A 25372-nucleotide genomic window follows, 5' to 3' on the forward strand; every position below is an offset into this window, starting at 1 on the left:
TTTGTATTTTCAAACTTTTTCATAAAAAATACTTGAATTTTATATAGTTAGCTCCCTAGGTCCTATTTTATACCGATAGTGGAAGCGTTACAATTATCAAACGTTACTAATCCATTCAATGAAAAATAAAAGCTCAATATACATATGTATATTAAGCAAGTTCTTTTAAATATCTGGCTAGTGCATCCTGCCAAGTAGGTAATGGTTTAAATCCATTTTCTACAAGTTTAGATTTATCTAAACGAGAATTAAATGGACGAGCCGCCTTTGATAAACCATATTCTTCTGTTGTTACAGGATTTACTTTTGTAGTATATCCAGCTTGTTTAAAGATTTCACACGCAAAATCATACCAGCTGATATATCCGCCTTCATTTGTTGCATGATAATAGCCATATTTATCGGTTTCAAACATATCAACTAATAATCGTGCTAAATCAAATGTATAGGTTGGCGTACCAATTTGATCATTTACAACTCGTAATGTATCAAATTTTTTTCCCACATTTAACATCGTTTTAATGAAGTTATTTCCATTCTTTCCAAATACCCACGCAATACGAACAATGAAATATTTAGATAACGTATTTGAAACAGCTAATTCTCCACCTAGCTTAGTCTGACCATATACATTCAATGGTTTATAATCCTTACAATCCGGTTGCCAAGGCTTAGTTCCTTGTCCATCGAACACATAGTCTGTTGAAATATAGACCATCTTCGCATCGACTTCTTTACATGCATTCGCAATATTTTGTGTACCATCCACATTGATAGCTTTAACCTTAGCCTGTTTATCTTCATCTTCGGCCAAGTCTACAGCCGTCCATGCTGCACAGTGTACAACTACATCTGGATTAACACATTTAATTGTATTCATTACAGCTTCTGAATTTGTGATATCCAAAGATACATATTCAGCCGTAGTTACATAAGAACCATCTTGTATTCCACTATAGCTTTCTGCTAAGTCTGTACCTACTCCAACATATCCTCTAGAAGCCAATTCATTCATTACATCATGACCTAATTGTCCAGCCACACCTGTCACAAAAACTTTCATTCTAATTCTCCTTCAAATCTTTTCAACAATTCAATCCATCTCTTATATGCATTTTCTTTACTAAACTCGTCAAAGTTTTTAAGTGCATTTTTTGAAATGTTTATTAACAATTCTTTATCATTCATTAATTCAACCGTTCGATCCACAATATCTTCAACCGTGTTTTCTACAAAACCATCTTCTTCATCATGAATCACTTCAAAGACTCCATCGCCCCAGTTTGTTGAAATGGTAGGTACACCTTTTGCCTTAGCTTCAATAATTGTCATACTCATTCCTTCAAAATCTGAGGTAAGCCATAATAAAGAATAGTTATCGAAAATATTTTTATCATTGCAAAAGCCGCATAAATGAACATTTTCACTTAAGGCATTATCTTCAATTAATCTTGCAATATCATCTACTAAAACCCCTGTACCATACATATCGAGAGTAAAATCAGGAATCTGTTTCTTCAATTGCTTTGCACACTCAATCATTTTCGGAAGATTCTTTTCTTTTCCAAATCGTCCCATATAGATAATTTTATGTTTTCTTATCTTTTCACCAATACTTACCGTATCATTGAAAAGTTCTTTATTAATAAAGTTATAAGAATATGTAGAGTTAAAATATTTACTTGCCTTTTCCATATCAGACTTTGTTCTAAAAACAGTGATGTATGGTTTTGACATCAATTTACTTTGAAGTCTTCCTAATTTATTAGTTCCCCAAAAATACTCAAACTTTGTATGTATTTCCAATATAAATCGATTCTTTGAACTCATGAACATTCCTGCTGCAGGAGAAGACACGATAATAATATCATCTGAAGAGAATATATTTCTCATTTTAATACGTGATATGGGTATATAACAGAAATAACATAACAATTTAAATAACTCTTTCAACAATAAAAGCAACTTAAAACTTTTCAAACTATCTGATATAATTTCCATCCTAGGAAAGAAATCGTGTTTTGAAACATTTACGATTTCACAATCCGAAAACATATCATGTCTAGTAAGATTAGAATTAATGATACTAATAACCTTAATTGTATAGTCATCTTTTAATAATTGTATTAATGATGCATATGCTGAGACAAGTCCACCAGCTTCATTTGAATGTAATTTATCAAAAACAATATAGATGTTTTTCATTTTAACCCCTATCTAATACTTTACTAATTACTTGTCTATCTTTATTCATATCAAATTTACGTGCAAACATATATTGCCCATTCATAAAACACTCCATATCCTCAACACCTAATGTTTTTGGACTGGCATTCAAACCTTCAAAGACAATGTATCTTGAATTATATTTTAATACTTTATCTTTATACTTTGAATTCATCAAGAGTACTTGAAAGAAATGTTCATCTGGGCATGCCGTATATTTAAATTTAGAACAGTAATCATTCTCATTAATGTACGATAAGATATATTTCATACAATCATAAGTAATACTAAACCATGAAGAACCTTTATACAATTCAAAGCCTTTAAAATTTTTTCTTCGAATAAAAGGCATTTGAATTAAACGAAGAACTATGTCAGTCAATCGATACAATTTTTTTCGATTATTTGGATTTTCTCTAAAGAAAGAATATTGTGTTAATCTCCATTTATAGCTATCTATATCGTTTACTTCTACAAATTGTTTACCTATACCCTTACTTTTAATATACGCATCCATTTGTGCATGTGACATTAAAGGTAAATCCTGTCCACTTATAAAATGAATATAATCATACTTTCTTTTAGTCGATTCAACCAATTCTAACAATTTAAGCGTTGCTTGAACTTGACTAAAACCAGACCAGTTTACACTCACTCTATCAGAAACCAAGAATACATTGGGATTGTTTTTATACGTTTCTTTTAGATTTTGGTATAAAGCTTCTTGTTTTTTATCAACATGAATATAAACATCTCCAAAATGAAGAGCAGTTACTAAGACTTGTAACTGCTCCATATTTGTATGCACGCTCATTATAAAAGCATGTCTTAACATAAAGATTATTCCTTAGCTCTTCCTTTTTCTACATACATCTTTTCAAAATAGTTTTGGTATTCACCACTAATGATGTTTTCCCACCATTCTTTATTGTCTAAATACCATTGGATTGTCATTGGAATACCTGTATCAAATGTATATTTTGGTTTCCATCCAAGTTCTGTTTCCAACTTCGTAGGATCAATCGCATAACGCATGTCATGACCTTTTCTATCTGTTACATACGTAATTAAGCTTTCAGGTTTGTTTAATGCATGTAATACAGTCTTCACAACTTCTAAGTTTGTTCTTTCGTTGTGGCCACCTACATTATAAACTTCACCAACACGTCCCTTACGAACAATTAAATCAATAGCTACACAGTGATCATATACATGTAGCCAGTCACGTACGTTTTCACCTGTTCCATATACTGGAATTGTTTCATCATTTAATGCACGAGAAATAATTAATGGAATTAATTTTTCTGGGAAATGATAAGGACCATAGTTATTTGAACAACGACTAATTGTTACTGGCAAACCATACGTTCTGTGGTATGCAAGTACAAACAAGTCAGCACTTGCCTTCGCACTTGAATAAGGACTTGAAGTGTGAAGTGGAGTGTTTTCAGTAAAGAACAAGTCAGGACGGTCTAATGGTAAATCACCATATACTTCGTCAGTAGATACTTGGTGATATCTTTGAATACCATACTTAACACAAGCATCTAATAATGTAGTTGTTCCCATTACATTTGTCTTAACAAAGATTTCAGGATCTTCAATACTACGGTCAACATGACTTTCAGCCGCAAAGTTAACTACTACATCAAATTTTTCTTTTTCAAACAAGTCAAAAATAAACTCTCTGTCTGCAATATCACCCTTGATAAACTTATAGTTAGGCTTATCTTCTACAGGCTTACAAGTCTCTAAGTTACCTGCATACGTCAATTTATCCAAGTTCACAATCATATCCTCAGGATATTTATTTACCATATAATGTACAAAGTTTCCACCAATGAAACCAGCACCACCCGTTACTAAAATTTTCATTCTTTTATTCTCCTTCATATACAAATTGATTATTCGATTCCTCTAAAGTAGGACCAATCTGATCTTTTTCACTCAATACAGGCTCAATACCATTTAATAATGAACCCCAATCTACATTACAAGTCGGATCATCATAACGCATACCACCCTCAGATTCCTTGTTGTATACATTATCGACTTTATATCTAAATTCAACATTATCTGTTAAAGTTAAGAATCCATGCGCAAATCCCTGAGGAATAAAGAACTGTCTATGATTCTCTTCACTCAACTCAACACTTACCCATTGACCAAATGTAGGACTACCCTTACGAATATCCACAGCCACATCAATCACTGTACCCTTCGTACAAGAAACCAATTTACTCTGTGCATAAGGCGGATTTTGCCAGTGCAAACCACGAAGCGTACCCTTCTGCGCACTAAAAGACATATTGTCCTGTACAAAATCGACGGTAATACCCATCTTCTCATATTTAGGCTTAGAATACGTCTCCGTAAAATACCCTCTATGATCACCAAATACATCCGTATCAATAATCAATACGCCAGGAATCTTTGTTTCCGTTACCTTCATCGCTATACCCCCAATTACTTAATATACTTACGATCCATGATCTTCTTCAAATAAGCACCATACTGATTCTTCTTATAAATTTCATAAGTAGATGCCAATTCCTCATCACCAATCCAACCATTGTCATACGCAATCTCTTCAAGACACGCAATCTTACGATGCTGGTGTTCCTCAATCGTCTTCACAAAATTTGTCGCATCAACCAAAGACTCATGTGTACCCGTATCCAACCAAGTAAATCCATCACCAAGTAAAGTGACATTCAATTCACCATTCTCTAAATAAATACGGTTCAAATCTGTGATTTCCAATTCCCCACGAGCACTCGGCTTTAAATTCTTCGCATACTCAACCACTTTATTATCATAGAAATATAGTCCAGTAACCGCATAATTTGACTTAGGATGTAAAGGTTTTTCTTCAAGACTAATCGCCTTACCCTCAGAATCAAATTCTACAACACCAAATCTTTCAGGATCCTCTACATAATAACCAAATACTGTTGCCCCAACTTCATTTTCAGCAGCCGCACGAAGACGCTTGGTCAAACCATGACCATGGAAAATATTATCACCCAAAATCATCGCACAACTATCATTACCAATAAACTCCTCACCCAAGATAAACGCTTGAGCAAGTCCATCTGGACTTGGCTGAACCTTATAAGAAAGCTCAATACCAAACTGATGACCATCCCCCAATAACTCTTGAAAACGAGGTGTATCGTCAGGAGTTGAAATAATTAAAATCTCACGAATCCCAGCCTGCATTAAAATAGACATAGGATAATAAATCATTGGCTTGTCATAAATAGGAAGTAATTGCTTACTAGTTACCTTAGTTAAAGGATACAAACGAGTACCACTACCACCAGCTAAAATAATACCTTTCATAATAGACCTCCATAATTAAATCAATTATATCACACATATAAAATAAACCCTAACGCAACGTTAGGGTCAAGCTCTTTTCTTTAAAAGTTTATAAATAGGTATAGTTAAATGAAATTTAACCAAACATTTATATACCTTATATTTAGAAACTAAGTCAGAATAATGTATTTTAATATTCTTTAATCCAGATTGATTCATAAACATTTTGACACGATTCAATCCATCTTCTGAATTTGGATTCTGTGTTTCCTGGTTGATTACACCAAACCAACACTTTAAATATAAATACAAAATGTCATTTTGCGATATTGTATAATTTGATTTTGAAGCAATTCTTTTTAGATTTGCCTCATAATTTAAAATATGATCCGTATATTTTTTATTATACGTTCTCATTACAGAAGTTTGTCTTTGGTAATAATGATATAAACAATCCGATTTATACACTACTTTTTTACAATACTGTAAATACTCAATATTAAATAAGAAATCCTCTCCCACACTTTGTCCTACTGGAAATTCAATCTTATTCTCCTTTAAAAGATCTGTCTTATAGACTTTATTCAAACAAAACTGTTTGATTTTTTCATCCATGTTCTGTCTGATATACCATGTAAATCCAGCATTATCACACAAGTTTACTATTTCATCTTTTAAATCATTTAATCTAGTCTCATGATTATCATAAGTTAAACAATAATTGAAACATAATAAATCAAAATCTAAAGTTTGAATATACTCCATTATCTTGGGTAGATATTGCTCGTCCACAAAGTCATCGCCATCCACAAAAGTAATATATTTTCCTTTTGATAGAGCTATACCTAAATTACGTGCCGAACTAACACCACCATTTTCTTTTTTTATGTAATGAACATTTGAATTATCCTTTACATAATTTTTTATTACTTCACAGGAATCATCAGGACTACCATCATCTACAACTAGTATTTCAATTCTGCCATCTAATGTTTTAAGTGAGTTTAAACATTTACCAATATAATTCTGAACATTATAAACCGGTATAACAATTGAAAGTAAAATATCTGTTTCCATTCTTTTACCCCTTTATAAAAAGACTTTTTACAACATTGAATGTTGAATTAAATGTCTTTCGATCAAACAATACATTCACCAATAACACAAACACACTAATTACCGCAAAATAGATAACTCCATATTTGATCCACGTTAAGTAATTATAAATGTTTGGCTCCATTACTTGTTGTAGAAGGAATACAACTACAATGCTTGCGACTAAATTAAGAAATAATTTCTTAAACGTACTTAAACTCGATGTTTTTAAGATATGTTTATGTGCATAGATTATAAAATCAAACGTACGATATGAGAATGATAAAACACAACCTAAAAGAATACCATTCAATCCAAACATTTTACCAAACACAAACTGTCCTACTACATTTAATGTCATTTCAAGTACTGCTCTCCATTTTGTTTCTTTAAAATGACCAGCACTTGTAACAATGGTAGATGTTGGAATTCTTATATTATTGGCAATGCCAACTAAAATAAACAATTTAGCAAGTGTTGGATAAATGTAATTGATATCCGTCATATTGACTGTATAGATTTCAATAAAAGGCATAATCAACAAATATGTACAAGAAAATAAAATCGTAATAACTATGTAGTACACAAACTCATAAATATTAAAAGTACGAATTAAAATATCTCTTTGTCCTTTGGCGATAACCTCTCCAAATGAGGCGTAGATTGCCGTTGAAATAATGGAACAAATTGTATTGATTCCCTGGAAAACAATCAAATATACCGCAAACACACTGGCTTCTTTTAAGCCTAGAATTAAACTTACAATTAAAGTCGAGCTTCCCATGACTACCAGTGTAGAAACTTGGTGAACAATTGCATCGTTTCTTTGTGAAATTTTTTCAAATGTTGGAGCCACTGTTAAATCTAAATATTTATATTTTCTTTTTGCGTATACTGTTAAAATAACTATTCTACATAGATATACTGCACTCATCCCTAATTCTGCAACTACTACATTTTGTTTTAAACGAACTAAAACAATTAACAAAATCAAATTTGTCAAAGAACCAATGGTTTGCGCAATCGCAACAACATAGTTTTCTTGATTAGCCGACAATAAAGCGTTGTATTTACCACACAAATAAAATTCTGATGCACCACTAATACCAATCACCAATACTAATGCGAACGCAACCGAATAATCCACCTGATTACGAACTGTCAAAGGATATATAATCGCAACTAATAATGTGATGGCAGAAAACACATTCCCTGCTCGAGTAAACATGTTTCGAGTTGCATTATATATACCGTTTAAAGATTCATAATCTTTGTCAGCAATTGGTTTATACATCGCAAACGTACTCGCCTGCGCAATACCTGCACCCGTCAACTGTACATATTGCATAATTTGACGAATTGTAGATACCAATCCATTTAAAGTAGAGCCAAAAGTAGATACTAAAATAGGTGGCATAATAAAATTTACAATAATATTAACGACTTGCTGTAAGACATTGAATATTAGATTTTTTAAAGCCTTTTTAAATCTCATAGTTACCTCTTTTCAATAAATCAGCTATTTAAACTCAACATCACAAATCGATATATTTTATTTAAATAATATTTAGAACTAAACAACAAACAAAAACCATCCTTAATAAAAGGTAAGAATTGTTTATCTGACATTTCCTGCAACATACGATTAAAGATCACATTCGCCTTTAAATACTTATATGAATCCTTCTCATTTAGATGTTGTTGCACATACGCATATGCCTTATCAACTGAAGCAATACCCTTATTCTTATATTCATTCGTGATATAAGACATATACAAGTATTGCTCAAACAAGTTACTTCTAGAAATTGAATTTGAAGTCATACGATACTTAAGAACAGCCTCATTTAAGTTTGAAACCACAAAACCATTTAATACAGCTCTTAAAGTAAAATCATAATCTTCACATAAAGGCATATGACGATATCCAGCATTTTTTTCAAAAACTTCTTTTCTTCCTAACCAAGTAGGATGCGCAATACATTGACTATAACGCAATGCCTTATTAATTTTTTTAGGATCTGTAGGAACACTCTTTATGCTATATAACAAAGAACCATTTTCATTGATCATCTCTGTAATTCCACCAATTAAATCATAATGATTCTTTTCTAAGTATTTCATTTGTCTTTCTAAACGATCCGGTAAACTAATATCATCTGCATCCATACGAGCTATATATTCACCATGACACAAGGAAAGGCCACGATTTAACGAATCTGTAAGCCCCATATTCTTTTCGTTGATATAAAAATGAATTCGATCATCTTTTAAAGCATATTCTTCTATTACGCTTTTATGAACATCATTATCCGGGTAATCCAATATAATAATATATTCAAAATCTCTATACGTCTGATTTAATATTGATTCAATGGATTCACGAAGTAATCTCTCATCTTCTTTATATGTAGACATAATTACAGATATCATTGAATCACCCTCTTTCTACAAACAAATAGTCCAGCTTCTTTTGTCACTACTATTTTACCATTATTCTCTAGCAATTCTTCAATATATTCTTTAAATTCATTGAGTCTAGGTCCTAATATTTCATTTTGATTCCCATGACAAGACATAATATAGTCAATCAAAGGTTTTGATGCTGTTATTGCTAGTGAATCTTGATAATCCATTCGTTGAATATTTGAAAAATATTTACTTAATATATCTTCACCATTCTCTAATCCAAAAATATCATACAAACTATGGTTTGATAGATTAATTCTAGAATCAAAGTTTTGTACGATTTCCGTGATTTCTTTCATATGGTTCTTACCATATGTACTACAATAAAGGATTCCATCACTTTTTAGTACTCTATCTATTTCTTTTAAACCAAGATTTAAATCATTTAAATAGAATAAAACATGATTGGCAATAATAGAGTCAAAGTAAGAGTCTTTGAATGGAATCTTTTCAGCATCCGCTACAATACAGTTAAAATCAGAACCCAATTTATTTCTGACCTCTTCAACCATACCTTCACTAATATCCGATAAGAAGATTTCTCGATTTCTTAAATCAATCTTGTTTTCTTGCCATAACTTACCATTACCACAACCAAGTTCTAACAATCGATTGACTTTACTAAAATCAATTTGATTGAATAACCAATTAAACCACCCCTGCTTATTTGTAGAATACTTCTCATGTAGTGATATACGATCATTTAAGTTCTTCGCATTCTTATATTGTTCAATAATATTCGTTTCCTCATTCGATAGTTGAACTAAAGATAGAATCATATTCCAACTCAAATCCGGCGTTTGACTTGCTCTTTTTAAAGCATCCTTTAAAGACTGTAAATGACTAATCTTATCTTCAATCAAATCAATCTGTAAATCAAAACTCTCCTTTAGATTCGTATTATCCATAACCATAGGAAAGATTTCTTCAATACTAAACCCCAAATGTTTTAAAGATAAAATCTTCTGTAACTTTAATAAATCCAAATCACTATATTGACGATATCCATTTTCCATAACAAAAGAGGGTTTTAATAACCCTATTTTGTCATAATATCGAATTGTTCTTTCACTCACATTCGCTAGTTTTGCGAATTGCCCTGTCTTGTAGTAGTTCATAATATTAATAATTTACCTTTAATAAATAATAAGGATTTAGATTTTGTTCATTTGATAGTACTAAACTATCTCCATCACATTCCAATATGTCCGCTGCATTTTTATTAAATACCAAAATATATTGAATATTTTCTTTCTTCAAAATATCATGTACTTCTGTATATGTTAAATCCCCTGACATACAAAACGAATTTAATTTTGAAAAATCTTTATCATTTAATTTTTTAAATCCATCACTGTTTGAAACATGCAAACGATTTGTAGACATCTCAAAGCCACCATCCGATGTGCCCATACCACCATCTGTATTAAAATTATGACAAGTATACATCTTATAATTATCATATGGTAAAGTGTTAAAATAATCTCCGACTTCGACAAAAATATCTGGAATCATTTTTGTGTTCATATCAAATACTCTTGAAAAATTCCATCCAGCTGCACTTATGCCAGAACTAAGAAAATTATATTTTACCATTTCATTTACATTATGACGGAAAAAGACACAAACCAACATAACCAATCCTACCGCCGCTAGATTTGGTATAAAATACATCTTCTTAAAGATCGACTCATATATGCGCAAGGCACAGATACCCAAAAAGAACAAAATTAAGTATTGTATAGATGAGACTGTTCTCATTGTAACAAAGAAATAATTAAAAGATGTAATTGTTAATAATACAGTAAATATTTCTTTCCATACTAAAACATATAAAACCGATACCATACCAACAATACTTCTAGATTGCGAATTCTTAGATAATACAAATATTAATGCAAAAACAACAAAACCATACTTTAGCAATGAGTCATGATCATACCATTCTTGTTGAAAGCCATGATAACGAGTTACGTTGTATACAAATTCTTCTGTGTTTATATTTAAATATCTTGTTGCAAGCAAAAAAACAACAACAACTAGAATTCCTAGAATAGAAACTATCATCCATTTTGTTTCTTTCGCTTTAAATGCCTCAACAAAACAATATACACATTTAATCGTTATTGCCGCAATGAAAAATAAAACAACAACTTGAACATATATTGTTGAAAACGAAATCATGGAAATAGACATTAAAACAATATATAGAATCTTCTTGAATTCCATTTTTTCTACTAATGGTAAAGAATAAATAATCAGAATAGGCACTGCCATCATTCTAACAATAGATCCACCATAAAATGCTGCAGTTTGAAACTGCCATAAATCGTATGAATAAACTCTTATACATTCATAGATTCCTGTTTGTAGAAAACCAGCTGGAATCAGAAAATAAAAGAACGGAACAATGGCATATTGTGAATATTTTTCTTTTACAAAAAGCGATGCCAATTGTTTGTATACAATTCCAAATAATACATAATTGTGCAATGACATAGTCACCCTACAAAAATAAGGTAAATAAATGTGGAAGAGTGTCCCAAAATAAGAATAACTCAATTCATATGTATTGATAACACGAATTAAATCAAGTCCATTAATATGAACTAAAGAACCATTAAAATAATCCTCATTCATTAAATGTGGAGTGCCCACATGATTAATAACCTTACCTATATAATAAACATCATCATAATTTAAATCGTAATATGGCAATTGGTTTGCGATAGAAAAAGATATAAATACACCTGCAAATAAAATTAAAACCCAATTATTCTTCAAAATACGTTGTAATTTAATTTCGTGTCTACAAAATATATTTTTTCTATTCTTAAATAACAAGTATCCATCTACAACGACAAATAAAATAGATTGTAATATAAAGTATAGTGTCCAGGATAAATGAAGAACCTGACATACAAATCCAATAATAAACGTTAAAAAGAAAGTAGATAAAAATCCTGAAATTAGAATTGTTCTAGTATTCTTATTATAACCAAATAAATCTAAGCATTCATTCCCTAACAAATAATACTGAAAAGAAAGACAGACATAAAACACAACACTCAAAACTAAATTCATTCGCCTTTCTCCTTGTTACTTTCATATTCTTTAATACTCAATTTTTGAATCAAATCTTTTTGTTTTTCTTTTAATTTAGAAATTTGTGCAGTTTGCGTAAACAACATAATGTATAAGAAAAAGATAAATACACAAAAGATGAAATTACTTGTGGACATAAATCCCAATTGTTTTGAAATCCACGTTGGAATTTGAGGGAATACACTAATAATCAGAAGAAGAATAGACCATAAAATCCACATAATCGCATCATCAATATTTAATCCATGTTTTTGAATCTTTTTAATCACAAAAACAAAGGTCATTAAACTCGCAAAGATAAAAACCAACTGTAATTTTAATCCCATAATCTACACCTTTCTAAATGGTTGAATCAAAAAGATTGAAACCATCATTCGACTCATATATTTGATCGTATTTACTAAATTTAAATAAGATTCTCCAAATTCACGTTCAGACATTTGAACTTGAATCTCTTTAATTTTTCTGTTCTTACGATACATATAAACCAATGTATCTGGTTCAGGGGGATTGTTCATATCCAAAGCATAATCTTTAATACAAGCCTTGCCATATGCTCTAAATCCACTTGTTGGATCCATCACCTTTTTACCAGTTACAAGTTTAATGGCCCATGCGATTAAACGGCTACCAATCATACGTGCTGTAAAAGGTTTCTTCTCGCTCACAAAACGAGAACCAATCACAATATCATTTCCATATTCAATTTCTTTAACCATCGCATCAATATATTTAGCTGAGTGCTGACCATCTCCATCAAATTGGATAACAACATCATAATTTTCTTTCATGGCTAATTTAAAACCTGTTTGAACAGCTCCAAACAATCCTAAGTTACAAAATCCATCAATATGATTAAAATTATTTTTCTGAATAACTTCTAAAGTATTATCTTTCGAACCATCATTCACAACAACATAATCAACATCTGGCGCATTTTGTTGTATATCCTGAACTGTTTTTTCTATATTTAAAGCCTCATTATAGGCTGGAATTACCACTAAAGTTCGCATTTAGAACCTCCTAAAAAAATATAAATCTTAAATTTTTAAAATATACTGTTCCTTTAAATTCATGAAAAAGAACTAGTTAAACAACTAGCTCTTATATTTATATCATATTTTTATGATTTTTTTAAGCCTTAGGATATGTAAATGGACCTTTATCCAAATCAAAGTTAAGGTTATGGAAAGGATCTCCATTCTTTAAAATCTCTGGCCATTTCTTTTGGAAACGAGCAATTTCACTTTGGAAACGAGCTTGTTTTTCTGGTGTATCCTCTAAACCTCTAGATTTCGATTCATAGTGATACCAAACAGAGAACACATCTTCAACAATCCATTTATTTAAGCTTCTAATTTTTAAACATAAATCAACATCATTACATGCAACTTTAAAGTCTTCATCAAAGCCACCCACTTCATCAAAAATTTCTCGTTTTGTCATTAAACAAGCAGCTGTTACTGCAGATACATCCCACGAAACACGAGGTCTACCCATATATCCAAAATCATTTCTATCAATTAACGAGAATGCAGCTGTCGCATAACCATGATATCCAACTACGACACCACAATGTTGTACTGTATCATCTTCATACAATAATTTAGCTCCAACAGCACCCACATCTTCTCTTTGACATACTCCAAGCATGTCTTCAATGGAATCTGGCTCAATAACTTTCGTATCATTATTTAAGAATAAAATATATTCACCATGCGTGTATTTTACACCATAGTTATTGATCTTTGAATAGTTAAAATCACCCTCATAATAAATAACTTTTACATTTGAATATGTTTCTTCAAGCTCTTTATAGTAATCAAATATTTCTTGTTCAGTCGAATTGTTTTCAACAATCACAATCTCCATATTTGAATATGTGTTTACATTCATTAACGATTCAATACAACCCTTCAATAAATCTTTATGATTGTAGTTTGGAATCAAAATGGATACCAATGGATGATCCTTCACTGTATATTTACAATGATACATTCCATATAAAGGACGAGGCAACATTTCAACAGTCGCATCAATACCAATACGTTTAAAATGAGATTCAATCGCTTTTTTACCAGATGTGTAACAATACATCTTACTTTCTGGATCCATAGCCGTTGATAATGGGTGCATTCTCCAGTGATACAAAATCTTTGGAACGTGATGTACACTATTTGCCTGCTCTACACATCTAAAGATGAAATCATGATCTTGCGATCCATCATATTCACTACGCATTCCACCAACTTTACGAACAATATCCATGTTCACAACAAAGAAGTGTGTAATGTAGTTATGAGAACACAATAAATCAATGCTGAAATCTGGTTTAAAATGCGGATCTTCAAATTTCTTTGTCTTATCATTTAACTTATCTTCATCCGAATATACACAATCATGATGAACTTCCTGCATAGAAGCTACAAATTCATATAAACAATCCGGTGTCAATAAATCATCGTGATCAAATAAGCCCACATAATCACCAGTAACTAATTCTAAGGCACCATTCATATTCCCAGAAATACCATAGTTTTTTTCTAATTTCTTAAATACGATTCTTGAATCATCCCCATAATGTTCTTTCACATATTTTTCTACCGAATCATTTGTACTTCCATCACCAATACACAATTGCCAATTTGAATACGACTGATTACGTACAGAATCAATCATTTCTTTTAAGTACTCTTCTTTCGTATTAAATGTCGCAACAATAATACTAATCATTGGAGCAAATTCAAATTTAGTATTTCTTTGTCTTTCTAATTCTTCTTCCGTTACTTTAGTGGCATTAAACCATTCATCGTATTCTGCCCAATTACTAGAACCATGAACAATACGATCAATAACACCGGAAAAACCTTTTTTCTTTAAAATTCTAAAACCATTCTTAAAATGTTGATAACTCAACATTTTAAATAGTTTAGGAACTTTTGAAAGCACATTTTGACTTGGCGTTTTTTCTTGAAGAATCTCTTTACTTTGATAATTCTTAGTCTTCAACACAAAACTATACTTTTCTTTCGCATTTCCTTTCCATTTGATAGTGTATCCACAATCAATTTGGTCTTCACCCACAAAGAATAAGGAATATAAATCCACTCTACCTTTTGAATGAAATTCAACATCCACTTTTTTTCCATTTGAATCAAAGACAGAATATTCAATTGGATCTTTCGCATACGAATAAGCCCAACCTTTTAGTTGATAAGTCCTTGTTTCTTCATTGAAAGTAAATTCATCAATATATGTGTTGATTTCTCTTTTGTCTCTGTATTTATTAATTTTTCTTTGATCATAATTCAAAATTCTTTCACTACATGTATCTGTATATGCAATGATTTCAATCGATTTAGGTTCTTCATTACAATCGATAATCAAACGAAATCCAATATGCGTATTCTTAAAACCTAAATCATAGCCATTTATAATGTCTTCACGACCAGGTCGAAATAACTCGAAATCAACTTCTTTTCCATCCAGTTTAATGCGATAATTCACACTTTCATTATCTTCCTGGTAGCACCAGCCGACAATGGTAATGAACTGTTTTGTTTTTAAATCATGAAACTCAAATCTTTCAATGCTATATTTTAAAGCCATACTACTAACACCTACAATTCTTCCGCAAAGCCTTTTTCTAATTTCTTGAAAATCATGTATCCAATACCTAAAACAACCAATGAGAAGACAAATACTAAACCTAAAGATTTAAAATCAGGCCATTGATGATACATAAACGCATTACGATAAGAACCAATAATGGTTGTCAACGGATTGATTGTTATTAGTGTATATAGAATACCTGCACTTGATGCAGAGAATTGGCTTAAGTGATAAATAATTGGAGTTCCATACATCAACATATTTAAAATGAAAGCTACAATATTCTCAATGTCTTGTACATATACATCGACTGCACTTAAAATCAATACAATACCTAATGTTAGTAAAGATTGAACAATTAGAATTGGGAATACCGCAATAACATGATAGCTAAGTCCTGTACCTGTTCCAATACAGAAAATAATGATAATTAAGCATGAAATCAAAAAGTTTACAATTCCACTAAGAACTTGTGATAACGGAATGATTTCTCTTGGGAAATATACTTTTTTAATAATTCCCCCATTTGCCTTAATCGAACTAGTCCCCATATTTACGGATGTCATAAAGAATGTCCATGGAATAATACCTGTAATCAAATAAATTAAGTAATTTTCACCAGTTACTCCACGACCAAACAAGTATGGAAATACAATCCAATATACTACAACTTGTAACAATGGATTTAAAAAGGACCACAAGATTCCTAAAAAAGATCCTTTGTATCTACCACGAATATCCTTTTTAACATTCGTTTTTAATAACTCTCGATAATTATAAAGATTTTTAAATATACTCATACGCCATCACCTTCTATACATTTTCAAACTCAATTTCTTTAGAGGCCAAAATACATTCTTTCTCTTTACACTCAACTTTAAATTTATGTTTACCTTTTTCTAAGGTTGTTAAATCATACTGGAATTGCCATCCAATAGTATTTACATCCATAAATCCAACATAATGATCAAAGTATGCATCATATACATCTTTTCTATATGTACGATCCACTTTAATATCCATAGGATTTCCATCTAAATAGAAATGAATTGTGGCATCATCTGAATCCGAGATTTGCCATCCCTTAAACAAGTGTTGTTGATCTGTTGCATCCACTTTTGAAATATCTCTAGGACTATCAATATAAACAACAGCCTTACTTTTTTGTTTACCACTCTCAATATTCTTTTGTCTTTCCTGCTTATGGTCTTGTGCCACTTGTTCTAAATACTCATCAACAACATAAGTAGGATCTCCATCTAAACGAAGTTGTCCCTTATAAATCCAGATAACACGAGTACACAAGTCTTTTACAACTTCCAAACTGTGCGTAACGATCACAATTGTTTTATTTGAATCACGCAATTCTCTTAATTTGTTGTAGCACTTTTCCTGGAAGTGTTGATCTCCTACAGCTAAAATTTCATCAATTAATAAGATTTCAGCATCTACATTAATGGCCACAGAGAAAGCTAGACGCATATACATACCCGAAGAATACGTACGAATTGGATTATCAATAAATTCACCTAATTCACTAAATTCAATAATGTCATCAATACGAGCATCGATTTCTTTTCTAGTTAAGCCAAAAATAGATGCATTGAAATAAATATTTTCACGCCCCGTAAAATCTGGGTGGAACCCAGCTCCTAACTCAAGCAATGAAGTCAACTTTCCATCCGTTTCAATCGTTCCTTTTGTTGGATAAATAATTTTGGTCATCAACTTTAATAAAGTTGATTTACCTGAACCATTTACACCAATTAAGGCTACAGTTTCCCCTTTTTTAATATTTAAATTTATATTGTTTAATACCTGATGAAACTCAGGCTTTTTTCGATTCCAAAAAATTAATTTTGTCTTTAACGTATTTGCCTTATCATATTCAACCTTGAACTGTTTCGACATATTACGTACTTCTATCGCATTTGTCTTATCCATTGGATTACCTCTCAAACATTCCTATTTTAGCATATTCACATCAAAAAAAGAACAAAAGTCCTTTTTATAGCTTTGTAATTACTTCATTCCATGATTTACAAACATTCGGGCTTGTGTTCTTATACGTTGCCAAACTGAAAACATCTTCTTTCAATATAGCCTTTTTCATCTTTTCTTTTAAATCATCTGCATCATTCACATCAAAGAAACAAACACCATCATATGTTCCTACAGTTTCATGAGCATATGGTAAATCAGCCACAATCATGGGCAAATCAAATTCCTTCGCTTCACTTATTGGTAACCCCCAAGTTTCAAGCTTTGAAGGAAAAATTAAACAACTGGATTTCTTATAATACGTAAACACTTCATCTAAAGATAATAATCCAGTAAAGTGAATGTTCGAAACAGAATTATACTGATTCACAACATCCTTTGCGTATGTATCTTCAGTTCCATCAATTGTAAGTACAACTTGATATAAGTCTTGATTGAATTCACTATTTAATCTTTTTGTAGCTTCACAAATAATTTCAAAATTCTTGAAATGACGACTCACACTTGGAAAAAAGAAAGTATATGGTTGAATCTTTTCAACATTCTGATATTTACTTGTATCAATCCCATGTTCAGCACGCATTACACAAATGTGATTCAAATCCATATTCAATAGCTTCTGCATGGAACTGGCAATCCAATCTTGTTGAACAATGACATAATCATTGGCATGCACGTTGATTTTATACAAATATTTATAGAAAAGAGAAAACAAGAATACTTTCTTATTATATTTAAAATCTTTCCATCCCGCCTTATATGCAAACGTTGGATTATGGAAATATGTAATTTGATGTTTCGCATGTACTTTTGGAGTCATGTCATGAATTGAAATCCATAAATAGATATCTTTGTCTTTAGAATATTTTTTAAAGTACGAATACTCATAATACATTCTTTTAAACCAGCTTTTACGTGATTCTGGAAGTTCAATAATCTCAAAGTAAGATTTGTATTTTTCAAACAATGATACCTTATGTACAAATAATATGAAATGATATTTTTCATATAATTTGGATTCAATAATTTCATCACAGAAATTGTAATAAACCGTTAACGTGCCACCTTGAAATAAGTTAATACCCGATACAACAATAGTTGGTTTCATGACTATTCACCATCTTCAGGTAATGGTTCTTCATTTATAGAAGGTTCTTCATACTGTTCTTGATCTGTATATCCATAATCATAGTTTTGTGAATAATCATAATATACACTTCCTTGAACCTGAGCATTTTCCTGCTCAATATATCCTTCAGCCACCCCTGCGGCTCCTGTATCATATTCATCTTTGATTTTATTTGCTGATTTTCCATCAAGTACAGCTTCAATCTTTTGACGAGCAATACTAACGCAATAATCTTCTGGCATGACAACCGAAAGCTCTTGAGCCATAGATGCACAAACTGCTGAACTATTTGTACCTCTTAATACATAGTTTTGGAATTTCCAATTTGGCATAGCCTGCAATTCATATTGAAGTAACGCTGTAATTTCATTGGTTGACATATTTGTATCAAACGCATTTTTGAATGATTTTAATAACTTTGTGTAGTTTGTCAGAATCTTTGAAGAAGCTGCCTTTTTAATAATAGCTTCCAATACTTGCTGCTGATTCTTTGCACGCTGAATATCGCCATCTACATAGGCATGTCTTTCACGCGCATAAGCTAGTGCTCTAGCTCCATTTAAGTGATTCCATCCTTCATGAACACCTTCCAACGCCCAATCCGCATTTAATCTTTCCACAGCCATTCCTTCAGGCACTTCAATATCAACACCATCCAATGCATCTACTATATCTTCTGCACTTGAGAAGTTCACTCTGAATGTATAGTTGATATCAATACCTAATAAGTTTTCTACAGTTTGTTTCGTTTCTTCAATACCATACATGCCCGTATGTGTTAATTTATCATATCCATATGAAGTTTGAACATAGTAATCTCTAGGAATGTTTACCATCAATACGGTTGACGTAGTTGGATTTACCGTAACAATCATATCCACATCACTTCTTGATAATTCATCAATTTCTCCATATGTATCATTTCCACTGACAAAAATCGTAAATGGATTCTTTGTGATGTCATCAACCACTAATGCATCATTTTTGTCATTTGTATAATACACAGCTTGATAAATCGATTTTGTTTCATTTGAAAAAACATTATACTCTTCCATTTCCTCTACGTTTGCACGGTAAATTTCATTCATCACAATAGCCTGCACTTCATCTTCATATAGTGCTTTTACTAATGCTTGCAAGTTATCATATTTTTTATATGAAAAAGAATATTTTTTTAATTTTTTCTGGCACTTCTTTGTTCCCACAGAATCAATGTTTCTTAATACACCAATCTTTTCGTTCTTTAAACTCTGAATATCTTCATCATGATCCGTTTTAGTAATAACTGAAATTGTATTTTTAATAGAACCCTTTTCAGCACCTGTAACAGAAGTTAGTGTACTGTATGTCTCATATAAATATACATTTCCAAATCCCATAGTACATCCTACAAGAATCACTAAAATTACACTAATCGCTTTTGTCCAAATCGCATGTGTCACAAAATTCATTAATAAAATTAAAATCGCATTTAAAATCACAATAATTAAGATGACTGGTAATAATAAATTACTAGGCAATACATTTAATGTCACAATTTGATATGCCGCAAAGCCAGACAAAACCAAAAGTACAATTGATAAAAGTGCTGCAAAAATTCTATATATTAAGCTCGTTGTATTCTTTTCCATGCAAAATCTCCTTTATAAACATATCGTATTCTACCACAATCCATAAATTCTATAAATATTCCAGAAAATTTTGCTTTAAAAATTCCAGCAATTCTGTATATTCCTTTTTCTTTGATTGACTTATCAAACTAAAGATACATTTCTTAAATTTATAATAACCATATTCAAAACGTACCTTCTTCTTATAATTCAAATGATTCTTTTTTCCATAATAAATCATTGAATCCCAACTCATTTTAATACGCTCTTTAGATGTGTCTGTACATCCGCCCTCTAAATGAATCATTTTTAACCCTTTATTGAATTTCACTTCTGCATGAGGATATTTATTTTTTATACGACTTGCTACGTCAGACTCTTCAAAATACATAAATATGTTCTCATCAAACATGTCCACATTCATAAACATATCTTTTCTTACAAATAAGTTTGCACCCGTTATGAACATGTTCTTCTCATTAAACCATCCCAATTTATTCCATAATTTAATTGTCCAATTACGCCATACTTTTGTATTATACTCAAAATAAAAGGAGTACCCAGGACTCAAATTCTTCTTCAACAATCGAATACCTTCAATCGCTAAATTTGAATTCTTTTTAAAATCTGAATAAATTTGTTTAAAAATTGGTTCAATCAACACTATATCTGGATTTACAAAACCAATTACCTCTCCCTGACTAACCTTGGCACCCACATTATTACCAGCACCAAAACCTTTATTGTCGGAAGGTATATATTGAATATTTTGTATACTCGATTGTTTCACAAAAGATTCTACTCTTTCATTGACAGGACTATTATCCACGACAATGACTTCTAATTCATCCTTTAAATCATTGTACTTTTCAATTGAATTTAAACAATCCAACAAAATATTTCCATTTTTATATGCCACTATAACTAATGAAATTTTCATATCTACCTTCTTATTCCTTGTTTTAAACAAAATACCAAATCCATTACACGTGCTCTTGGTGTTTTAATCACTTTATAATACGAACTGAAATTTTGAAATAACACTCTGAAAAAACTACCTTTTTTTAAGTATTGAATATGTTTCTCACAAAAATTAGAATAACAATCAAAATCCTTAACATTCTTCTCAAAATTACAATCTACTTTTCTTAATACATGCATCACTTGTAAAGCAGATTCACAAAATGCAATACGTGCATATAAAGCATCCGTAGCTGTGTTTGATGTCGTAACATCTTTTAATCCAATCGCATTTTTATCATGTATCCTATATTGAAATAAGGGTGCATTATAAAAATACATGGAATTCGTTTCACTTGCCAATAATACAATCAACCAATCATGTACAAACTCTTCTGTAAAACATTCTAGAAAACGAGCACATAATTTCTTAGTTAAACATAAGGCACAACCTTGAAAACTATTGCGAATCGATAATTCATAAAAACTGATGGGAACTACTTCATTTGTTTTAACCTTCTTCATTAAAAGATTATTATTGGACATTCTAGAATCTAAAGGAACCGTAAAAACATCTCCCTTTTGATCTATAAATTCAAAAGAAGAAGCTAGGACTGAAATATTCGGATTTTCTTCCATAATGGAAATCATATCTTCTACTTTATTTACTTTCCAAATATCATCTTGATCACTTAAGAAAACATAGTCTCCATGACATAATGAAATTGCTTTTTTGAAATTCTTTTTATATCCAAGATTTTCTTCATTCTTGTATAACTTAATATCTATATCTTTATGAGATAAAATATATTGTTCAATTACACGAACTGTTGAATCAGTAGAACAATCATCCACAATAATAATTTCATCCACTTTGCGTGTTTGATTATAAATAGAATCCAATTGTTCTTGAATATATGGTTCCCCATTAAACGTAGCCATCGCAACTGAAATCATCGAATCACCTTTTCTTTCAGCACATACAATAAATCCATAACTCTTGCCTTCTTTGTTTTAATAAGTGAATAATAAGGACTTGTATTTTGACACAACAACTTAAAAAACTTCTTATTTTCCAATGCTTGAATATGTTGATTAAAAAAAGCACTCATATGACTAAACTTTTCTTGATTCTCTTGATAATAATCCGAATTTGCCAATCGAATTATATTTAAAACATCTAACGCATTATGAGCATTCTGTGTACGAATCTTTAATGTATTTGCTCGTTGCAAATGTTCTTCTTTTGTTTGCGTATCATATTGTGCGCCAATAGAATTCTTTTCGTGCAAACGATACTGAAACAATGGCTTATTATAAAAGTACATACTATTATAACTAGCCGCAATACTGTTAATTAAATAGTCATGTTCAATATCTGTAGAGTAATGTTCTAAAACTAAATTTTTGATCCATTTATCCAACAGAAGAGAACAACCTTGAAAATAGTTCATGGCAAGATAATCCAAGAAATTCACTCGATATAAACTATCTTTTTCAACAGGACGACAATATAAATTATTATTGGACCGACTCTTATCCACTTTCATTTGAATTTGCTGATTCTTATCATCAATATAAATAAAAGAAGAAGATAATACATGCATATTCGAATGAGTTTTCATCATACGCATCATTTCTTCCACTTTATTAGGTAACCAAATATCATCTTGGTCGCACAAAAAAATATAATCCCCACTACATAATTCCATAGCTTTTTTAAAGTTAAGACGATACCCTAGATTCACATCATTTTGTACTACCTTAACTGGATATTTTTTTAATAATTCTATAGTTGAATCACTCGATCCATCATCACAAACAATGATTTCATCCACTTTCATAGATTGATTAAGAATGGATTCTATTTGTTCGCAAATATATTTTTCACCGTTATAAGTAGTCATTGCGACTGAAATCATTCTTAATCACCTAGCTTTCTAAAAAATTCGATTCAAAGCCTCATCTAATGTGGCATTAAATTTCTTTGTCGTAAAGTATGTATTATACAAATTCTGAATATTCTTTCTTCTTTGAAGCTGCACATCCATACTTTCTGAACAAACCCTTTCTGCCACTTCTTTTATATTTGACTTTTTCAAATTGAATCCAATATCCCATTCCTCACAAAAATCCTTTGTGTCTCCCTTAATTGTATTTATGATAGGAAGTCCAGCACACATATAGTCTAGTGATTTCATAGTCAACCCAACTACTACACTCGGCTTCATGACGTTAAAACCATAATTGCACTGATCAAATACTTCTTGTTTGCGTTGAAAATCGTATACTTCCTTATGATCAACTACATTGACTCCTACACATAATACTTCTTGAATGAAATATTCTTTATTTTCGCCATCCCCAATAATATGTAACGTACACTTTTTATGAGCACTGCACTCCCTTAAAAAAGCAGTGATTCTAGGAATGTCTATAATATTATTTATAGAACCCAGGTAACAAAACTGTAACTCATTCTCACTTAAATACGGATTCATTGGCAAACACTCTCTATCAATTGCCCAATACAGAACATTTCCACAATGCACATATTTCTTAAACAATTCACATTCACAGAAAACAACATCTCCACTTGATAAATACTTATCACGATTATTCTTCCATATTTTAAAAGGTAATAATCCCTTATATCGATCAATCGGCATGGATTCTGGCCATAAATCAATAATGTCATACATCACTTTAACATTATGATGTTTCTTTTTATATTTCGCCATTTCTTTTACAAGCGTATTACACGGAATAATACAATGAATTAAATCTGGTTGAATGTCTTCCATAGCCTTTCTTGCCTTTTTAGAAAACTCAATATGAGACAAGATTCTGTCCGCAGAAAGATTCTTATGATACTCACGAACAGAAATCACAACATCAGCTTCAGCTTGATAAATCGCTTTTTTTCTATGCGAAAAATTTGAAGTCACACTCACAACTTCAAACCCCTTAGAAGTGTAGTATTTCTTCAATAAATGAATACGATCCAAACATGTATCAAACGCATATACTAATGCTACGACCATAGATAACTCCCCAACCTACAAATGATGGTTTTAAAGACCTTACAACTATCCCCTAGTTATTATTATCTTTATTATGGATACTTCCCGTACCACCTTCAACAACCCCATCGTGTTTTAACACTGAAAAGATTGTCATAAAAAAACATTTCACATCAAATGAAAAACTTAAATTCTTACAATACTCTCCATCAAGTTTAGCCTTAACATCTATTTCCAACTCATCACGACCATTTACCTGTGCCCAACCAGTTAATCCTGGAAGTACATCATTGGCACCATAATGATCTCTCAATTCAATTAAATCATATTGATTCCATAGAGCAGGTCTTGGACCCACAATTGCCATTTCCCCTTTAAATATATTAAACAACTGTGGAAGCTCATCCAAAGACGTCTTTCTCAAAAATTTACCAATACTCGTAATATATTGATCTGGATTTTCCAATAAATGCGTAGGCATATCTTTCGGTGTATCAATACGCATTGTTCTAAACTTTAAAATATTAAAATAAGACTTATGAATTCCCACACGCCTCTGCTTAAAAAACACAGGCCCCGGAGAAGTCACCTTAATTAAAACCATTAATACAATCAATAGTGGAGATAAGATTATGATTCCAGCCAAACTCAAAAGAAAATCAATCGTTCGCTTTCCATATTTCGAATACATAAAAACACTCTCCCATATTCATAGAGAAAATTTCTCTACGTATAAAAGTATACCATAATCAAGGTGTTGAAACAAAAAAAGTTGAAAAAGTCAAATCATATTCTTGTAATATCATCTTTATATAAGG

The 25372-nt window shown here is 31.1% G+C and carries 23 protein-coding genes; all 23 read right to left on the bottom strand.

Going from position 1 to position 25372, the window contains the following annotated elements:
- Nucleotides 1–151: 151 nt before the first annotated feature.
- The 23 genes from rfbD to KTQ83_RS03865 all read right to left on the bottom strand — a co-directional run bounded on the left by rfbD (nt 152) and on the right by KTQ83_RS03865 (nt 25245).
- Nucleotides 152–1063 carry a dTDP-4-dehydrorhamnose reductase gene (gene rfbD / locus KTQ83_RS03755; RefSeq protein ID WP_217256251.1) on the bottom strand — a complete coding sequence of 304 codons (912 nt, stop codon included), beginning with the start codon at nt 1061–1063 and terminating at the stop codon, nt 152–154.
- A complete protein-coding gene (locus KTQ83_RS03760) occupies nt 1060–2205 on the bottom strand; it encodes a glycosyltransferase (protein WP_217256250.1) in 1146 nt (381 codons plus the stop codon). The genes rfbD and KTQ83_RS03760 overlap by 4 nt, the downstream gene beginning before the upstream one ends.
- Before the next feature lies 1 nt (nt 2206).
- The gene (locus KTQ83_RS03765) at nt 2207–3061 is read right to left on the bottom strand and encodes a beta-1,6-N-acetylglucosaminyltransferase (protein WP_217256249.1); all 855 of its coding nucleotides are present in this window, start codon (nt 3059–3061) and stop codon (nt 2207–2209) included.
- 5 nt (nt 3062–3066) lie between these two features.
- Nucleotides 3067–4101 (bottom strand): dTDP-glucose 4,6-dehydratase, encoded by a 1035-nt coding sequence (rfbB, locus tag KTQ83_RS03770; protein ID WP_117924451.1) that lies wholly within the window; start codon nt 4099–4101, stop codon nt 3067–3069.
- Between the two features lie 4 nt (nt 4102–4105).
- Nucleotides 4106–4678, bottom strand: a complete 573-nt coding sequence (gene rfbC, locus KTQ83_RS03775) for a dTDP-4-dehydrorhamnose 3,5-epimerase (protein ID WP_117924449.1) — start codon at nt 4676–4678, stop codon at nt 4106–4108.
- Between the two features lie 14 nt (nt 4679–4692).
- Complete coding sequence (rfbA, locus tag KTQ83_RS03780) at nt 4693–5571, bottom strand: glucose-1-phosphate thymidylyltransferase RfbA (RefSeq protein ID WP_217256248.1); 879 nt, start codon at nt 5569–5571, stop codon at nt 4693–4695.
- Between the two features lie 66 nt (nt 5572–5637).
- Nucleotides 5638–6627, bottom strand: coding sequence for a glycosyltransferase family 2 protein (locus tag KTQ83_RS03785; protein ID WP_217256247.1), 990 nt, complete (start codon nt 6625–6627; stop codon nt 5638–5640).
- A gap of 4 nt (nt 6628–6631) precedes the next feature.
- The gene (locus tag KTQ83_RS03790; protein ID WP_217256246.1) at nt 6632–8140 is read right to left on the bottom strand and encodes a lipopolysaccharide biosynthesis protein; all 1509 of its coding nucleotides are present in this window, start codon (nt 8138–8140) and stop codon (nt 6632–6634) included.
- Between the two features lie 20 nt (nt 8141–8160).
- On the bottom strand, nt 8161–9078 hold the full coding sequence (locus KTQ83_RS03795; protein ID WP_244975759.1) for a glycosyltransferase: 918 nt from the start codon (nt 9076–9078) through the stop codon (nt 8161–8163).
- Nucleotides 9075–10232, bottom strand: a complete 1158-nt coding sequence (locus tag KTQ83_RS03800; RefSeq protein ID WP_217256245.1) for a MerR family transcriptional regulator — start codon at nt 10230–10232, stop codon at nt 9075–9077. The genes KTQ83_RS03795 and KTQ83_RS03800 overlap by 4 nt, the downstream gene beginning before the upstream one ends.
- A 4-nt stretch (nt 10233–10236) precedes the next feature.
- Entirely contained in the window at nt 10237–12198 is a 1962-nt protein-coding gene (locus KTQ83_RS03805) for a DUF6077 domain-containing protein (protein ID WP_217256244.1), read from the bottom strand.
- Entirely contained in the window at nt 12195–12545 is a 351-nt protein-coding gene (locus KTQ83_RS03810) for a DUF2304 domain-containing protein (RefSeq protein ID WP_117924439.1), read from the bottom strand. The genes KTQ83_RS03805 and KTQ83_RS03810 overlap by 4 nt, the downstream gene beginning before the upstream one ends.
- A gap of 3 nt (nt 12546–12548) precedes the next feature.
- Nucleotides 12549–13232 (bottom strand): glycosyltransferase family 2 protein, encoded by a 684-nt coding sequence (locus KTQ83_RS03815; protein WP_117924437.1) that lies wholly within the window; start codon nt 13230–13232, stop codon nt 12549–12551.
- A 121-nt stretch (nt 13233–13353) separates the two neighbouring features.
- Nucleotides 13354–15828 (bottom strand): glycosyltransferase family 2 protein, encoded by a 2475-nt coding sequence (locus tag KTQ83_RS03820; RefSeq protein ID WP_217256243.1) that lies wholly within the window; start codon nt 15826–15828, stop codon nt 13354–13356.
- 11 nt (nt 15829–15839) lie between these two features.
- Nucleotides 15840–16631 (bottom strand): ABC transporter permease, encoded by a 792-nt coding sequence (locus KTQ83_RS03825; RefSeq protein ID WP_117924433.1) that lies wholly within the window; start codon nt 16629–16631, stop codon nt 15840–15842.
- A gap of 13 nt (nt 16632–16644) precedes the next feature.
- A complete protein-coding gene (locus KTQ83_RS03830; RefSeq protein ID WP_186999285.1) occupies nt 16645–17775 on the bottom strand; it encodes an ABC transporter ATP-binding protein in 1131 nt (376 codons plus the stop codon).
- Between the two features lie 64 nt (nt 17776–17839).
- Nucleotides 17840–18940, bottom strand: coding sequence for a glycosyltransferase (locus tag KTQ83_RS03835; protein ID WP_217256242.1), 1101 nt, complete (start codon nt 18938–18940; stop codon nt 17840–17842).
- 2 nt (nt 18941–18942) lie between these two features.
- Complete coding sequence (locus tag KTQ83_RS03840) at nt 18943–20592, bottom strand: LCP family protein (RefSeq protein ID WP_217256241.1); 1650 nt, start codon at nt 20590–20592, stop codon at nt 18943–18945.
- A 49-nt stretch (nt 20593–20641) separates the two neighbouring features.
- Nucleotides 20642–21511 (bottom strand): glycosyltransferase family 2 protein, encoded by an 870-nt coding sequence (locus KTQ83_RS03845; protein WP_186999283.1) that lies wholly within the window; start codon nt 21509–21511, stop codon nt 20642–20644.
- A gap of 2 nt (nt 21512–21513) precedes the next feature.
- Complete coding sequence (locus tag KTQ83_RS03850; protein ID WP_186999282.1) at nt 21514–22488, bottom strand: glycosyltransferase family 2 protein; 975 nt, start codon at nt 22486–22488, stop codon at nt 21514–21516.
- On the bottom strand, nt 22485–23453 hold the full coding sequence (locus KTQ83_RS03855; RefSeq protein ID WP_217256240.1) for a glycosyltransferase: 969 nt from the start codon (nt 23451–23453) through the stop codon (nt 22485–22487). Before KTQ83_RS03855 ends, KTQ83_RS03850 begins: the two co-directional genes overlap by 4 nt.
- A gap of 18 nt (nt 23454–23471) precedes the next feature.
- On the bottom strand, nt 23472–24575 hold the full coding sequence (locus KTQ83_RS03860; protein WP_217256239.1) for a glycosyltransferase: 1104 nt from the start codon (nt 24573–24575) through the stop codon (nt 23472–23474).
- 52 nt (nt 24576–24627) lie between these two features.
- Nucleotides 24628–25245, bottom strand: coding sequence for a sugar transferase (locus KTQ83_RS03865; RefSeq protein ID WP_217256238.1), 618 nt, complete (start codon nt 25243–25245; stop codon nt 24628–24630).
- Between the last annotated feature and the right edge of the window lie 127 nt (nt 25246–25372).

It is taken from the genome of Holdemanella porci (assembly GCF_019052655.1).
GTDB classification, from domain to species: domain Bacteria; phylum Bacillota_I; class Bacilli_A; order Erysipelotrichales; family Erysipelotrichaceae; genus Holdemanella; species Holdemanella hominis.

Coding starts and splice junctions, on each gene's coding strand:
- rfbD (WP_217256251.1), bottom strand. CDS start 1,063: ATGAAAGTTTTTGTGACAGGTGTGGCTGGACAATTAGGTCATGATGTA.
- KTQ83_RS03760 (WP_217256250.1), bottom strand. CDS start 2,205: ATGAAAAACATCTATATTGTTTTTGATAAATTACATTCAAATGAAGCT.
- KTQ83_RS03765 (WP_217256249.1), bottom strand. CDS start 3,061: ATGTTAAGACATGCTTTTATAATGAGCGTGCATACAAATATGGAGCAG.
- rfbB (WP_117924451.1), bottom strand. CDS start 4,101: ATGAAAATTTTAGTAACGGGTGGTGCTGGTTTCATTGGTGGAAACTTT.
- rfbC (WP_117924449.1), bottom strand. CDS start 4,678: ATGAAGGTAACGGAAACAAAGATTCCTGGCGTATTGATTATTGATACG.
- rfbA (WP_217256248.1), bottom strand. CDS start 5,571: ATGAAAGGTATTATTTTAGCTGGTGGTAGTGGTACTCGTTTGTATCCT.
- KTQ83_RS03785 (WP_217256247.1), bottom strand. CDS start 6,627: ATGGAAACAGATATTTTACTTTCAATTGTTATACCGGTTTATAATGTT.
- KTQ83_RS03790 (WP_217256246.1), bottom strand. CDS start 8,140: ATGAGATTTAAAAAGGCTTTAAAAAATCTAATATTCAATGTCTTACAG.
- KTQ83_RS03795 (WP_244975759.1), bottom strand. CDS start 9,078: ATGATATCTGTAATTATGTCTACATATAAAGAAGATGAGAGATTACTT.
- KTQ83_RS03800 (WP_217256245.1), bottom strand. CDS start 10,232: ATGAACTACTACAAGACAGGGCAATTCGCAAAACTAGCGAATGTGAGT.
- KTQ83_RS03805 (WP_217256244.1), bottom strand. CDS start 12,198: ATGAATTTAGTTTTGAGTGTTGTGTTTTATGTCTGTCTTTCTTTTCAG.
- KTQ83_RS03810 (WP_117924439.1), bottom strand. CDS start 12,545: ATGGGATTAAAATTACAGTTGGTTTTTATCTTTGCGAGTTTAATGACC.
- KTQ83_RS03815 (WP_117924437.1), bottom strand. CDS start 13,232: ATGCGAACTTTAGTGGTAATTCCAGCCTATAATGAGGCTTTAAATATA.
- KTQ83_RS03820 (WP_217256243.1), bottom strand. CDS start 15,828: ATGGCTTTAAAATATAGCATTGAAAGATTTGAGTTTCATGATTTAAAA.
- KTQ83_RS03825 (WP_117924433.1), bottom strand. CDS start 16,631: ATGAGTATATTTAAAAATCTTTATAATTATCGAGAGTTATTAAAAACG.
- KTQ83_RS03830 (WP_186999285.1), bottom strand. CDS start 17,775: ATGGATAAGACAAATGCGATAGAAGTACGTAATATGTCGAAACAGTTC.
- KTQ83_RS03835 (WP_217256242.1), bottom strand. CDS start 18,940: ATGAAACCAACTATTGTTGTATCGGGTATTAACTTATTTCAAGGTGGC.
- KTQ83_RS03840 (WP_217256241.1), bottom strand. CDS start 20,592: ATGGAAAAGAATACAACGAGCTTAATATATAGAATTTTTGCAGCACTT.
- KTQ83_RS03845 (WP_186999283.1), bottom strand. CDS start 21,511: ATGAAAATTTCATTAGTTATAGTGGCATATAAAAATGGAAATATTTTG.
- KTQ83_RS03850 (WP_186999282.1), bottom strand. CDS start 22,488: ATGATTTCAGTTGCGATGGCTACGTTTAATGGGGAACCATATATTCAA.
- KTQ83_RS03855 (WP_217256240.1), bottom strand. CDS start 23,453: ATGATTTCAGTCGCAATGACTACTTATAACGGTGAAAAATATATTTGC.
- KTQ83_RS03860 (WP_217256239.1), bottom strand. CDS start 24,575: ATGGTCGTAGCATTAGTATATGCGTTTGATACATGTTTGGATCGTATT.
- KTQ83_RS03865 (WP_217256238.1), bottom strand. CDS start 25,245: ATGTATTCGAAATATGGAAAGCGAACGATTGATTTTCTTTTGAGTTTG.